Origin of the sequence: Geofilum rhodophaeum, from assembly GCF_002210225.1 — a bacterium.
In the GTDB taxonomy this organism is placed as follows: domain Bacteria; phylum Bacteroidota; class Bacteroidia; order Bacteroidales; family Marinilabiliaceae; genus Geofilum; species Geofilum rhodophaeum.
Map to the genome: position 1 here is coordinate 38,572 of NZ_MWUJ01000001.1, position 15,383 is coordinate 53,954.

Genomic DNA, 15,383 nt, shown 5'->3' on the forward strand with positions numbered 1-15,383 from the left:
TCTGTTTAAAATTCAACATCCGCTTAGTTGCCTTTGTACACAGGTGTAAAAAACGCTGCATCTACACCGCGGTCGCGCAACACCAGTGTGTCGGTAGTAGCAACATGCATCAAATCCATGTCGATCTCATAATCGAGGTACAAGGCATCCCGGTCCTTGCTTCCCCAACTGTTCTTTTCTCCTTCGACAACAAATGCACCCTCACCGGAAGCTGTAATGCCTTCAGTTGCAGAGCTGATGCTGCAGGAACCGTCCTGATTAAAACTGAGCAGCAAACGACAAGGAATATTGGCTCCTTCAGCATCCTTGAAGGTCAAATCCAAATAGGCAGCGTTTAGCGAGGCGGTCTCAACCAGATTCACTTCATCTTGCTCCACAAATTCTTTTCGACGAACCACTGTGGCGTCTAAGGCGCTGTTTCCATTTTTACCGGTAACCACATCCTCACCCCTACGCAAATAATAACCATGCCAGGGATTCACGTACCTAAGGGCGTACAAAACGTAGTCCTTGGGAAGCACTTCCCAGTCGGTGGCGACCAGGCGATGAGGGTTCTCAACCAACGGACGCCCCTCCAAAATAGAATCGGCATTCTGCACCTGATACATCACCACAGGCAACACATAGTTGGCTTCGAGGGCCATAGGATCAGCAAAAAACGCATCGGTAAGCTGAACGGTAAAGCCTCCGATTTCCTGCCCCTTTTTTATTACTATCTGATCGGAACTCAAGCTGTAGTAGTCTTCAGGAAGAGGCAAAACCTGGGCATCTGTATTGCCGTTTCGATCGAAATAAACATCGGTCAGCAAGGACTCATCGATTTGAAAATTAACAACAACCTCTTCCGAATTGTCGTAGGCCCCGCCAAAAGTTGCCAGCACCTGACATTGGTACTGATTGTCCAAACTGGTGTCGAAGACCTCATGCCGGCCCAGGGTAATGGTTCGCACCGGATGCTGATACGAAAAATACACGGTTTGGTACTCGTAATCCGGGAAATCCCAGTCGCCATTCTCACAGGATACCAACAGAGCTGTCAGCATGCCCATTATTATCAGATGAATTTTTCTCATTTGTTTCAGTTTTATTGCTTTAAAAAAACTTACCATCCTTTGTTCTGAATCAGTTCATCGTACTTCAACACCTCACTGTAAGGCAGCGGTCCGTAGTACATATAATCACGGTAAACTCTGTTTTCAACGGCAATGCGGTTGTAGGAGCCATTTCGTATGGCCATTCCTTCAGCAGCCACATTCAGTTCTTCGTTCCAACGTCGCAAATCCCAGAAACGGAAACCCTCAAAGCAAAGCTCCAGGCGGCGCTCGTTTTTAATCAACTGACGCATAATCGCTTTATCATCGGCGGCTTGCTCCAGGTAGGGATCGCTGTCGGAACTTCCGACCCCGGCACGTGTCCGCAACGCCTTTATTACATCGTAGGCCGAAAACCCGTATGCTCCGGAGCCACGGGGGCCCCAAACCTCATTGGCCGCTTCGGCATAAATCAGGAACAATTCGGTATAGCGAATAAAGGCTTTGTACTTATACTGCTCGGTATCAATGCTGGGATCCAGGTTAACGTCCTGCCGCAACAACTTACGCATATAATAACCGGTACGGGTCGAACTTTCTACCTTATTGAGTCCGTCGTTGGTACCACCATCTTCTGCCGTATTAATAACGGCATCGGAAGGACCAGCCACACCACCATTCAATAAAACGTAGGCAGCCAAACGCGGGTCTCGGCCCTCATAAGGATGAGCGGCGTCGTAGCCACTGAGCGGATCATTTATCGGATAGCCATTAGCCATAGGAAAGGCATCCACCAGATTTTGGGTGGGATTTACCATCCCGTTTCCATACAAGGTGGGCGGAAAATGTGCCTCTTCTATGTCGTTGTTTTGCGCACGATTTCCCCGCCACAGCATTTCCGGAGGATTCATTCCACTGGTAAGACCATCTATCTCATCGGTGTTGGTGTACCAGGTCCACCCATCAGCGGCCATAGCTCCCAGTCCCCCGTTCAGCGACAATACTTCGCCCGCAAAATTGGCCACATCTTCCCAGGTAGTAGTGGTCGCCTCACTGTAGGCAGGTGATGCTGCCAACAAAGCAACCTTTGCACGCACGCCTTTGACAATACGGGCGCTTATGCGACTTCGAAAGTAATCGCCATTGGTTCGGTTGTAATCGTCGATCGTAGCCCCTGCCGAACGATACTTTTCGGGTATCTGCTCAACGGAGCTGATCATTTCGTAATCAAGTGGCAATAAGTCTTCTGCCTTATCCAAATCAGCGTAGATTTGCTGCAAACAGGCTTCAAAGGTGGCTCTGGGCTGGTTAAAATCAGAATTGATGTCCTCTGGCTCCAGTACAATGGGCACTCCCAGCAAATCACCTGACTCGGTCCACCCGCCATGCGCCTGCAACAAGTCGAACAAAAACACCGCACGTAAGGCGTAAATCTCCCCTTTAATGCGATCGTTAAACATCGCACGGGGTAGGGCGTCAATGGCCCACGCTACAGAGTCGCTTACGCTGAGGAGACTATTCAGATATTGAATGGCAGAGCGAGATCCGGTCCACCGGTTCATGGGATTGTTCTCTGCCGACCATTGCCCGGTGGCCATTCGTCGATAAGCGTTGTCGTTGTCGTTGCTTACCGCATTATCGGTAGCCACATCACTTATATCCCAGGAGGAAAATGGCAGTCGGGCATAAGCGTTCAAAAGCAATCCCTCGGCATAAATGGGATTGTCGTACACATTCTCAAGCTGCAGGTGATTTTCAGGAGCAGGCTCAAAAAAATCGTCCTGACAAGCTGAAACCCCAAGCATTAGTGCGAATAAAATTCCAATATATCTTTTCATAACAAACTTACTATTTAAATGATGACTGGTTAAAACACCGCCTTTAATCCGAGGTTAAAAAAGCGGGTTTGGGGCGTAGAACCCACGTTCAGCTCCAGCATTTCACGCTCAGGAGCTGCCGTAAATAAATTGTAAGCAGCCAAATACAGACCCAACTGGTCCAGACCCAGATTGCCCACCACAGCCGATGAAAAGTTATAACTGAGTTGCAGTTGTGCCAGATCAAAACGATCGGTACTGTACATCCAAAAATCAGATGCTCTGAAATTGTTATCGCCGCTTTGAGTAGTCAAGCGGGGATAAGTAGCTGTTGCCTGAGTTTCCTCAGTCCATCTGCCTCTAACCACTTCGGAGTATTTTCGATCACCGTACACCCAGTTGTAAGCATCGTTCTTAAAGGCGTAGGCACCGAATCTGGCACTCGCCAAAGCAAAAACACTGATGTTTTTCCATTCCGCTTTTAAATGCAAACCACCACTAAAGGGGGTACCAAACCATCCTGCTTTTCCGAGAAAAACAACATCCTTGGAATCAATTACCTCATCGTTGTTCTGATCTACGTAACTCAAATCGCCGGGCTTTACTTCACCAAAACTGTGCCGGGGGGCAGCTGCAATGGCGGCTTCGTCGGCAAAAAAGCCATTGCTTTCCAATCCCCACAAACCGTCTATGGCTTTTCCGGCACGATTCTGATAGGAATCGTCATAATTCTCGGCCCGCTTAAGCGCTTCAGAATCGAACCATAGGCCACTCACCCCAAGCGTCCAGTTAAAGTCGCCCAATTGTTGACTGTAGGTGGCCGAAAAGTCCACCCCCATTCGTTGATCCTCATTATAATTGGTGTAGGGAACATCGGAATACTCCGGATAGCCTGTGCTGAAATAGCTGGGATACAATACACCTGCCTGAACAATATTCCCCGTCATTTTATTAACGAAAAAAGAAGTGTTCAAACGAAGTTTGTGTTGAAACAGCGCGGCATCAAGGCCCAGATTAAATTCCTCTCGCCGTGGAAAGGTCAAATCAGGATTTGCACCACGACGACGATCGTACATCTTGCGTGAAACACCATCTCGCCATCCGTGGTACGCGGCATCCTCATGGGTGTAGTAACCTTGGTACAAATAATATTGCTCAACATCCAAATCAGTGTGCAAAATTCCGGCAGACGCCGTCAGTCGCAAGTCGTTGATGGCCTGGATGCCCGACATAAATCCTTCCTCATTGAGTCGCCAGGCCAAAGAAGCTGTAGGGTTGAAAGCACTGCGATTGCCCTCGGGCAAACGGGCAGAATGCACCAGGGCTCCGTTAAACTCCGCCGCATACTTTTTATTGAAGGAGTAGGCCAAATGCATCCCCAGATTGGCATTGCTCGTGCGATGATAAATCCCTGATTCACTCATCTGATAGCCGGAAGCAATGGCCATAATACTAAGCTTATGCGCATCGTTGAAAACGCGATTGTAATTCAACTGACCCGAAAAAGCCAACGTTTGGTCGTACCAGCTCCCACTGACCGACTGGGCACCTGTTTTTGCATCTTTCCCGTACTTGGTTAGGCTCCCTACCTGGTCGGTCCCTCCATAATTATTCCATGTAGCCTCGTACACAGAATATTCGTTGTCGAACGACAAATTGTACAAGGTGGCATAATCAAAGGCAAACATGGTTTGAAAACTCAGGCCCTGCAACAAGCCACTTAAATCGGCATTAATGCCAGCGTCAAATTGGAACTGACGACTGTTGTATTTATTGGTTCCTCCGGCATAAACATCCGCAAAAGCATTGCTTTGATCCAACTGCGTACCCCCCAGCAGGTATTTGCCGTCGATGAGGTAGTTGGAATTATTGACCAGGGTCTGGGACGCTTCATCGTTGGCCGACAACAAGTCGATGGGCAGCAATGGCGCCACACGGTTGGGTCGCAGAATGGCCGAACTGCTCCAGTAATCGGCATTAACGCCTTTGGCGGTATAAAAAATGGCATTGGCATTGATGTAACTGGTTATGGCTTCGTTGATGTCCACATCAATATTACCCCTGACATTAAAACGGTTTGAAGAATTATTGTCTACAGCCTGACCAAAATCCAGCAAAGAACCTTGCCGATCGTAGCCAAAATTGGTATAATAGCGCGCGTTTTTCCCGCCACCAACGACTTCAGCCGAAACATCGGTAAAATTGTAGCTCGACTTCAGGTAATCCGAAGAGAAAAAATCCACATCGGGGTAACGATAAGGGTTAAGACCGCTTCCATGGTTGTAAACATCTTCCTCCGAATACAAAGGCTCCAGTCCATCATTTACACGAGCCTCATTGTAAAGTGTCATGTATTCGGCCGAGCCCAAGTACTTGGGATAACTCTTAGGAACATGAAAACCGGCATTGGCCCTGAAATGGATTTTTTGCGTTTCGGCTTTCCCCCTGCGGGTAGTAATACTGACAACGCCCTTGGCTGCACGACTGCCGTAAAGAGCTACTGCTGAAACGCCCTTTAAAAAACTGATGTGCTCTATTTCGGAGGGTCGGACGTAAGAAGACGACCGTGGAACGCCATCGATCAACACGAGCACATCACCCAGGCCCCAAATATTGCCATTGTAACCGCCCACAAACGCAGACATGCCAAACAAGGAGGAACTGGAGTAAGCACTTTCCATTAATTCCTGCACATCAACCACTGCTACGTCTGCAGGCAGGTCGTCTACATTAACTTTACGAAAGGCCAACTGCACCGAAGTTAAACTGTCGGTTAGCGCCAGCTCCTCCACAGCATCCGCAGGCGTTTCAGCATCCTGGGCCAGAAGTCCATACGGCGCCAACGCCAGCAAGGCACAGCATGCCATTCCTATCTTTAGATATTTCATTGCTTTCATTTTATTGAATTCATGTTTATTTCTGCTGCTCTACCAACCCGGATTCTGCTCAAATTCGGGATAGAGATTAACGTCGGCCACCTTAAAGGGCAACCAATAGTGTTTTTCGCTGAACTCACGCTCTAAAATCACAGCTTCACGCAAATTCACCACCTGGTTAAGCGAAGGATCTTCGGTGTTGAGCTCACCAACACGATCAAACTCAAGAGAGGTCTTGAGGGTATAAGGACGCTCCGTTAGAAGCAGCCAGCGACGTAAATCATTGAAGCGATGGGCTTCGAACGCCAGTTCAACAGCACGCTCCCGACGCAACTCTCCCAGCAGGGCTTCCACTGATCCGGAAAACTGAGCGGCAACAAGTCCCGCACCGGCACGCTCGCGAACCACATTGATGGCGTCGAGGGCCGATTTGCCATAACTGGAAGCTGTGGCCGTGGGTGCGTTGTGCCCCATCAATACCGATTCGGCATACATCAGATAAACATCGGCCAGGCGCATATAAGGAATATTGATGTGCAGATTACCTCCCCAGTCGAAACCCCGGTCGTGAATATTTACAGTAAGCGGTACAAACTTGCGCAACACAAAACCGGTTCGACTTCCGTTGCTGACGCTGCGGTAACTGCCACCGCTGTATAAGTTGGCGTAACGTTCCTTTTCCTGTTCTTCGGGCATGGAGCCTTGTACCACTTTCACCCCATCAAAAACAAAGTTGGTGTAAAAACGAGGATCGCGGTCGCGCCAAGGAAAGGCAGGATCGTAACCCGATGCCGCATCGGCCTGGGTAAGATCATTGATGGGCAAGCCATTGGCCATGCCAAAATAGGACACGTAATTGGCCGTTGGATTGAACTTCAAATCCTCTCCGCCAACAATGGAAGGCATATATTGCTTGCTGAGGCCCCAGTTGCTTCGATTGGCCGATTTATATGGGGCTCTGAAAATGGCTTCCGTCCCACCAGGTAAAGCCCAGTTTTCGCCGGTGGTAAAAAAGTTCCGGTGGTACTCATCAAAAGGCAACAATGCATAATCGGCCTGTCCGCCTTCGACCAGACTCAGCACCTTTCCAAAGGCTTCAGCTGCTGCTTTACAATAATCGGCGTTGTAGGTTTTACTGCCGTTTACGCTGTAATTCATCAGGGGACTGCCTGCCCAGAGATAATTCTTACCCAGGTACGAAAGCGCCATTATTTTATTGATGCGCAAATCGTTCTGCCCCAGGGTTCTTCTTCCGGCTTCGGTATCGTCCCAATGCATGGGCAGCAACTCGGCAGCAGCCGCAAAGTCTGCCGCGGCCAAATCGGCACACGCATGGTAATTGAGGCGGGGCAGGGTCAGCGGCTGATCACTGGGCAAAACTTCATTAATATATGGGATCCCGCCAAAATACTCCATCAACCTATGATGAAACCAGGCCCGGAAGAACAACAGTTGGCCCTGAATCAAATTGCGCTCCTCCTGGGTAGCATCGGTCAGCAGATCCATATTGGCCAAACCAATATTGGCCTTGCGAATGCCGTACCAGGCCGAACGCCACAAATCGCGGTGCGAGCGGGAAGCATTCGGATCGTAACCCAGATCCCAACGATCACCCGCATCAAGCCAACCGGCACCCCAACCATCGTGCTCTGACTGCCAACCCCAAAAGTTGCCCTGATCCACTTTGTAACCAAAATGAAAGGTTCCACCGGTGGTCAGGATTTCATCCTCACCCCAATTGAAGGAGTTGGTCCAGTAATTGTTCGAGAACTCCACAATGCCGTTGTACAGCTCTTCAGTATAGCCCTGAAAATTCTGGAAATTTTGAAAGGCTTCCTCCTCCGAAATGATCGAATCTCCGGTTTTATCCAGATAATCCTCACAGGACATCAAGCCCGCTGTAGCCAGCAAAAATGCCCCGATCATATATTTTCTAATCTTCTTCATGATGTTCTGGTTTTCCCGTTAAAATGTCAGATTAAGACCAATGTTGTAACGCTTAACAGTGGGATAGGCGCCTTGCGAGGCCCATCCGGTTCCTGCAAAGTTGGACTCCCGGTCGTCGGGCATATCGGTAAGCACCCACAAATTGTTGCCATTAACAAAAATGCGCAGCGTCTCAATTTTCGAGTTGCGCATAAAATCCCAACGAGAATTAAATGTGTAAGAAATTTCAGCATTCTTAAGGCGCAGGTAGGAGCCGTCAAACATATAGCGACTGCCCGCACTGTAGCTGCTGGGTGTGCTTTTCCATCGGGGATGGGGCACATCGGCTGTCATCTGCTCCTTACTCCAATAAGTGCCCTCATCATAAACCAGGGTGTTGCCGCGTTCGAGACTGCTCAGCACAACCTGGCGGGTAACGTTGTTAACGCCATAAAACTGCGCAAAACCGGCAAAACCATTCCATTCAAAACCCAGGGTGGATGAATAGGTGTTTTGGGGGGTCGACGAAAAACCATACGGAATGTTGTCGTTGGTATCAATGAGTCCGTCGGCATTAAAATCGATGAGGTGATAACTACCCGGTAATTTCTGGTTGTCGTTGGCATCGTGCGGAGTACTGGCGTACAACTCGTCCCAGGTATTGTAATACCCATTGCTCACATGCGATCGGGTTTGTCCCAGCACATAACCCACTTGCTTCTGGTAAGCGGGCAACAATTTTGGATCGTCGCGCTCAAGCACCTCGCTATGACTGCGGGTAATGTTGAAATTACCGTATAATCGGGCATTGGCACCAAGCTTTTTATTCAATCTCAACTCCAATTCAAAACCCTTCACTTCCACTTTACCAAGGTTGGCCACGGGTGCCTGTGCGCCAAAATAGGAAGGAATGGCCCGATCGGTTCCACTGATGAGAATGTCGGTTCGCTGATCTTCAAAATAATCGAAACTACCAGCTACCAAATTGTTAAAAAAGGAGTAATCGACACCCAGGTTGGTTTTCTGTACCTTTTCCCAGTGCACATTGGGATTGCCAAGGGCCGACTCCCGATACCAGGTATAAGGACTGGTGGCTGGAGTTTCACCGGTAGTTCCAATGCGGGTCTGTCCCCCGTCGGGATCGTCGTACGACCATTGGGTCATATACAACCAGCGGTCGTCGATGTTGTCGTCGCCAATTTCACCGTAGGAAGCACGCAAACGAAGCATATCCACAAAACCAAGGGGTTTCATGAAATTCTCCTCTGAAATCATCCAGTTGGCGCCACCCGACGAGAAGAAGGCAAAACGGTATTCGGGACTAAATTTCTCGGATCCGTTGTAAGCACCATTGTACTCTATGGTGTACTTTCCGCCATAATTATAGGTGGCTCTAAACACCCAATCCTCACGATAAAACGGCACCTGACTTCCCTTTGCGTTTTCATTACGACTGAACAAGCCCATAGCAGTAATGTCGTGCAGGTCGTTGATGGTTGTCGCATAATTCAACTGAGTCTGGTAAAAAAAGCTGCGATAAGTCTCCCAATTACGCACTTCTCCTTCGCTGATGGCCCAGTTTACGCCCTCGGCAAAATCGAAGCGACTGCTGCTGTCGAGCAATTCCTTGTACCGGACTTCACCGGTATCGGGATCAATCCATTTCAACTGCGAATTGTTGTACAAATCATTGATGCCGCGCTGTGCCTCCACAAACGTATTGTCGAGTGAAACCGTGCCTTTAAAACTAAGGCCCTTGACCAACATACCCAAATCCTGATTGAGCGTAAAATCGGTGTTGATTTGACTGGTGGTGGTATATTCCACCCCGCTGGTGGCCAGTATGCGCACAGAGTTCAGTCCCCGCTGTTCATCATCGGCATAATACCCCCAGGTTCCATCAGAATACCGGGGCAAAAACAAATCCGGTGCAGTAGAATAAGCAGCGATCCAATAACTGTAATCGTCGCCACCGGCATTCCATGGTCTTTTGCGTTCGGCGCGCGAACCTGCCAGATTTACACTAAAAGTAGTGCTGGGGGTTAAATCAAAATCAAGGTTAGAACGCACATTCATACGGTTGTATCCATAACCCGATTCATATCCCCGGTTGTTGTCGTACACCTTAAAAAGATCGCCCTCATTAAGGTAATCGGCACTTACAAAATAGCGCACCAATTCGGTTCCTCCGCCAATGCTCACATTGGCGTTGTAGGCCATGGCATAGTCCTTAAATAAAGCATCCTGCCAATCTACATTGGGATAACGCTCTGACTCTACTATAGAGCCGGGATAACGGTACTTTCGTGCCATCTCGTAAGGCACGTAATCGCTCCAGCTGTCGGGATTAAGGCCAAGCTCATATTCTATGGCATTGTTCTTTACCATTATGGCATCGTAGGCATCGAGCTTTCCGGGCAACTTGGAAGGCGACTTAATGGTGGCGTTGGCGTTAACACGAATATCGGCGCGGCCTTCCTTACCACGCTTGGTGGTTATCAGAATAACTCCGTTGGCCCCACGCACGCCATACACCGCCGTAGCCGAAGCATCCTTAAGTACCGATATGGCCTCAATAGAACCAATATCCACACTGCTCATAGGCCGTTCAATACCATCGACCAGCACGAGGGGGTCTGAATTGTTCCAGGTACTGCTGCCGCGAATGACAATTTCAGGATCTTCTTCACCGGGCATGCCGGTACTCGACGAGGTGATTACACCTGGAACGTTTCCGGTAAGGGCAGCTCCTACGCTGGACACCCCGCCTGCTCGCTCCAACTGCTCTCCGGTGGTCTGGGTTATGGCAGCAACCACACTGGCTTTCTTTTGCTGACCGTAACCCACAATCACGACCTCATCAAAAATCTGGGAATCTTCTTCCATAACCACCATCAATTTACTTTTCCCGCCCACATTGATGGTTTGTGATTTCATGCCCAAAAAGGACACTTCGAGCTCCGTATCGCCTTCGGTCAACGGAATGCTGAAGCGACCATCAAAGTCGGTAATGACGCCCACACCCGGACGCCCCTTTACCATAATGGTTACCCCATACAAAGGTTCCTGTCGGGCATCCACCACGGTACCTTCCACTACACGACCTTCCTGAGCATACAGACCGGAAAACCCAATCAGGCACAGGAAAAGCACCAGTAGCTTCTTACTCATCCACTGTTGATACAGTGGCCGTAATCGATTCTTTGTTTTCTTCATTTTTCTTGAATTTGAGTTTCAAAACTGCTAAGGGAGAAATAGTGACTGCCGGTTGCAGCAAGTACCTCCATCTCTGATTTTGCGCATAAGATTTTTTAACTATAATTAGAGATCTGCAGCAAAAGTAGACTGTACCCCACTTGCAGAGTTTCACTCTGGGATAAACCTTGTTTGATTTCAGATAAAATGTGAAGAACTGTGAAAAAAGAAGACGAAATCTGCAGGAAATTCCTCCTTAAGCTAAGACCAAAAAAAATGCCACCCGGAGGTGGCATTAAGAAAGTGGAAACATCGTGGCTAGCGTGGCACGACCTCGGAAGGCGACTTGCCGTAATGCTTCTTAAAAACCGTACTGAAATAACCTACAGTGGTAAAACCACACAACTCGCTTACCTCGGTGATGCTGTAACTTCCGCTCTGCAAAAACTCAAACGAACGGGCCAGACGAAGGTTGCGGATAAAATCGGAGGGACTGTGATCGGTGAGACTCTTGATTTTTTTGTACAAAAGAGATCCACTCACATTCATTTCGGCAGCAAACTGCTCTTTATTAAAGCCGGAATTGGCCAAATGTGCTTCCACCACCTCCATGGCTCGAATTAAAAACGCATCGTTGATTTCATTACCCAACAAGGGCTCCTGGCGTGGACCGGCTGAAAGCTTAAGGGCGCTCTCACTTACCGCCCGCCGATTGTGTATGATGGAGGAGATTTTTTGGGCCAGTAAGCCCAAATCAAATGGCTTGGTGATGTAATCGTCGGCCCCCAATCCCAAACCGTGCAAATGATCACCCTCTCCGGATAAGGCTGTAAGTAAAATAAGAGGGATATGTGCAGTTTCAAAGGTTGATTTTGCCAAACGACACAACTCAAAGCCATCTCTGCCCGGCATTAAAACATCGGAAACCACCAAATCGGGCAAGTGCTCCTTCATTAATTCCCAACCCCTTATTCCGTCATCGGCCACCACGACCTTAAAGCGCTCCTGCAGGGCGGTTTTAAGAAAGTTCTGAAGCTCCACATTGTCTTCCACGACCAAAACCGTGAAATCCTTTGGTGAATCTGAAGCTTCAGGTGCAACAACACTGCCCGGCATCTCAAGAGCCGGACTCCGGTCGACCGGAGTCCGGCTCTTCTCACCGCTATCTCTGGGCAAGACTACGGAAAATACCGACCCTTTGTTTTCCTCACTCTTCCATTCGATAGAACCTCCATGCAACTTCACATACTTTTGGGTCATCAGCAGGCCTATTCCTGAACCCACTACCCTCGAATTAATGGCGTTGTGGCCACGATAAAACTCGCGAAACAGCTGACTGCGCGCCTCTCTGGCGATACCAATCCCTTCGTCCTTGACCTCAAATACCACCTTGCTTTTTTGGGCCTGCAAACGTACCCAGACCTTTTTGCCCGGCAGGGAGTATTTAATGGCATTCGACAGCAGATTATCCACCACTTTCACCAACATTCCTTCATCCACGTTGGCCCAGACACCTTCGCCTGGTGCGTCATAAATCAACTCCAGGTCATTATTTTGAGCGTAGGACTGAAACATGGCCACCCGCTGGTTGACCAGATGACTTAAATCGACCTGCTGCAGCAACAGCTGCTCCTTATCCACATCGGCCTTCTGAAAATCCATCAGTTGGGTAACAACCCCCACCAGACGATCGACCTGACTGCGGGCCAGACCCAAATAGTATTGTCCTTTTTCGCTGAGACCCTCTTCACGGGCCAACTCTTTAACCGGAGCGGCAATAAGGGTCAGAGACGTGCGCATGTCGTGCGCGGTATTGGCAAAAAACCTGATTTTCTGCTCCGAATGCAATTGGCGCAACAAACCCATATAATACCGCATCACCAACAAAAATCCACCCGTAAGCACCATCGCTACGCTCAACAAAAACCACCAGGTTTCCCAATACGGGGGCGCCTTATTTATCAAAAACACCCGCTCATCAACCACCTCCGACATGGCATTGTCGTACATCCGCAGTTTCAACTGAAATTCACCTGAAGGCAGGTTGGAATAATACAGTACACGATTGTCGCCGGGTTGGTGCCAATCCTGATCAAAACCTTCAAGTTTCCAGGAAAAACGCGGACTAAAAACAGCGCCCAGGGGAAGCATTTCCATCGACAAGGTATTGTGGATGTGTCGCAAACGAAGTTGAGTTGTACTATCGGCAGGACTGTTTAATTCAGACAAAAAGCCATCCCGAACCGAGCGCCCTGATACGGAAATGTCCTGAATATAAATACGACCATCCGCCCGGGCCGGCAGCAAATGATTGGGATCAAAAACAACCAATCCCCTGTTGGTTCCAAAAGCCAACTCGCCACTTTTTAAGGCCGCATGCGCCTTGCGATTAAAGGATTGTCGTGCCAACACATCGGTCGAGGGAAAGGTTTCTACCTTTTGGGTATGCGGATCAAACTTACACAGTCCGTTTTCCGTTCCCAGCCAAAAGATTCCATCATGCACCTGAATGCTGTTGACAAAGCCTGAGGGCAGACCCTCTTCGGTTGAAAACGACACTACCGCTCCACTAAGGCGATCGTATCGCACCAGACCGTCCCCAACGGTGCACAACCAAAACGTATTGTCCTGCACCCACACATCCTGCACCAGATAACCATTCAAAAGGATGTCTGCCGTACCGCTTTCCAGATTCAACAAACTGATGCCGTAGGAACAACCCAGCAACATTTCTCCGGAAGGCAATTCCTTAATCACATTTACAGGATGATTTCCATAATGATTAAATGTACCCTTCGCGGCATCATAAAAAAGCACATCCCCACGCACCCCTACAAACCACAAACGATCCTTGCTGTCCGAAAAAATATCGTACACATAGTTATTTCGAGAGTTGGTGCCGGGCCAATGATCTGAATAGTGTGCCAGTTCCTCACCCGTGACACCGCTTACAACATAAGCCCCTGCCCCATAGGTCCCTGCCCAAATATTTCCCCGCGCGTCTTCGCATAAGGAAAGAAACACATGTGCCTCCTGTTGCTTGTTGTGGTAAAAAGACTGCCAGCGGTTGGTCTGGCGCAACCACCTGGAAATACCGTTGTTGGTGGCCAGCCACAAGTTCCCCCGCCGGTCTTCCAAAACATCGTTCACATCGTTATTAACCAACGAATTGGGGTCATTAACGAGGTGCTCAATATGTTGCACCGAAGGCGGCAACTGCACGTAATAAGAAGCTCCACCGGTAAAGGTGCACACCCAAATTCGCCCGCGCCCATCGTTAAAGATGTCGTAAACCCCATTGCCTCGCAGAGAACGACTGTTGTCTGCATTCTCTTTATATACCCCCTGAACACTTAAATCGTAACGATTGACTTCCCATAAGCCCTGGCCATCAATACCCACCAAAAGCAAAGAATCACCGACTTCCTCCATGGCCAGCACAGGTTGCCTGGGCAGACCGGGAATGGGCAGAAAATCGTCACTGTCCCCATCCATTTTAAACAGTCCCCGTCCATCGGTGCCCACCCACAAATGTGCATCTGAATCGAAAAACATTTTGCTAACCCGCGTTCCACCGTCGAGCCTTTTTACCACGCGCCCACTCCCACTCCCATATACATCAAAAACCAACAAGCTGGTATCACCAGCCACCCAAAGCTGCTCGTTAGTGAGCATCAAGTGATTTACCGGCCCAAATTGCGACAATTGACTCACCTCCTGATCTCTGCATTTGATGAGTCCACTCGAGGAGGAAAACCAGAGTCGCCCTACCTCATCGACTTCCATATTATACACCATCAGAAAAGGCGCATCCAAGGATTTGCCCACATGCAAAAAAAGTTCGAACCGATCTGAAACAGCGTTGTAAATAAAAACCTGTCCGTTGTTGGAGTACACATACAAGGTCCCGTTGGCGTAATGCAGCTTAACAAAAACGACATCGGGAGAATCGTAGGGCAGTTGATAAATGCGGTAATCGTCCTCGGTAACCCGCAAAATGCCCATTTTTGAAGCAATCCACACAAAACCATTTCGATCCATACAGGCCGAGGTGGTTTCGCGCAGGGAAATGCCAAATTTTTCATTGAGACTTTGAAAACGCAAGACATGTTGACCTTGCACCCGCAAAAAAGCACCTAAAAAAAACAACACAAAAAAGAGAAACAGCCTGGTCATCATGAATCTTAACTATACCTACAAATTGTTTACAAAACGTAAAATTAACATTAAAAACCCAAACCCACTACCAAATCCAGACACAACACTTCTAATCTCAGACACTTTTAAAAACGCGCTGAACCAACAAATATATTTCATATTAAAAAAGAAATGTCTCAAATCAAAAGCACTACAAGGCAGCCCTGCGTATTTTTACACCATAGAAAAAACATCAGCAAGACATAAGGACATTATTCTATTCTCATAAATAGGATAATTTGGTAAGAAAGGGGGACTCAACGGAGTCCCCCGCTTGCGTTTATACCCTTTGGACAAAACAATCTACAAATTAAAATTCTGTTAATTAGAAACATTTGTTA

Annotated in this window: 6 protein-coding genes; all 6 read right to left on the reverse strand. The window is 48.5% G+C overall.

Going from position 1 to position 15,383, the window contains the following annotated elements:
• Nucleotides 1-23: 23 nt before the first annotated feature.
• The 6 genes from B4W65_RS00170 to B4W65_RS00195 all read right to left on the reverse strand — a co-directional run bounded on the left by B4W65_RS00170 (nt 24) and on the right by B4W65_RS00195 (nt 15,024).
• A complete protein-coding gene (locus tag B4W65_RS00170; protein WP_088653501.1) occupies nt 24-1,073 on the reverse strand; it encodes a DUF5627 domain-containing protein in 1,050 nt (349 codons plus the stop codon).
• Between the two features lie 29 nt (nt 1,074-1,102).
• On the reverse strand, nt 1,103-2,869 hold the full coding sequence (locus B4W65_RS00175) for a RagB/SusD family nutrient uptake outer membrane protein (protein ID WP_088653090.1): 1,767 nt from the start codon (nt 2,867-2,869) through the stop codon (nt 1,103-1,105).
• Between the two features lie 29 nt (nt 2,870-2,898).
• Nucleotides 2,899-5,736 (reverse strand): SusC/RagA family TonB-linked outer membrane protein, encoded by a 2,838-nt coding sequence (locus tag B4W65_RS00180; RefSeq protein WP_088653502.1) that lies wholly within the window; start codon nt 5,734-5,736, stop codon nt 2,899-2,901.
• Between the two features lie 39 nt (nt 5,737-5,775).
• Nucleotides 5,776-7,671 carry a RagB/SusD family nutrient uptake outer membrane protein gene (locus tag B4W65_RS00185; protein WP_088653091.1) on the reverse strand — a complete coding sequence of 632 codons (1,896 nt, stop codon included), beginning with the start codon at nt 7,669-7,671 and terminating at the stop codon, nt 5,776-5,778.
• Nucleotides 7,672-7,689: 18 nt separating this feature from the next.
• A complete protein-coding gene (locus B4W65_RS00190; RefSeq protein ID WP_088653092.1) occupies nt 7,690-10,866 on the reverse strand; it encodes a SusC/RagA family TonB-linked outer membrane protein in 3,177 nt (1,058 codons plus the stop codon).
• A 297-nt stretch (nt 10,867-11,163) separates the two neighbouring features.
• A complete protein-coding gene (locus B4W65_RS00195; protein ID WP_088653093.1) occupies nt 11,164-15,024 on the reverse strand; it encodes a hybrid sensor histidine kinase/response regulator transcription factor in 3,861 nt (1,286 codons plus the stop codon).
• Between the last annotated feature and the right edge of the window lie 359 nt (nt 15,025-15,383).

Coding starts and splice junctions, on each gene's coding strand:
- B4W65_RS00170 (WP_088653501.1), bottom strand. CDS start 1,073: ATGAGAAAAATTCATCTGATAATAATGGGCATGCTGACAGCTCTGTTG.
- B4W65_RS00175 (WP_088653090.1), bottom strand. CDS start 2,869: ATGAAAAGATATATTGGAATTTTATTCGCACTAATGCTTGGGGTTTCA.
- B4W65_RS00180 (WP_088653502.1), bottom strand. CDS start 5,736: ATGAAATATCTAAAGATAGGAATGGCATGCTGTGCCTTGCTGGCGTTG.
- B4W65_RS00185 (WP_088653091.1), bottom strand. CDS start 7,671: ATGAAGAAGATTAGAAAATATATGATCGGGGCATTTTTGCTGGCTACA.
- B4W65_RS00190 (WP_088653092.1), bottom strand. CDS start 10,866: ATGAAGAAAACAAAGAATCGATTACGGCCACTGTATCAACAGTGGATG.
- B4W65_RS00195 (WP_088653093.1), bottom strand. CDS start 15,024: ATGATGACCAGGCTGTTTCTCTTTTTTGTGTTGTTTTTTTTAGGTGCT.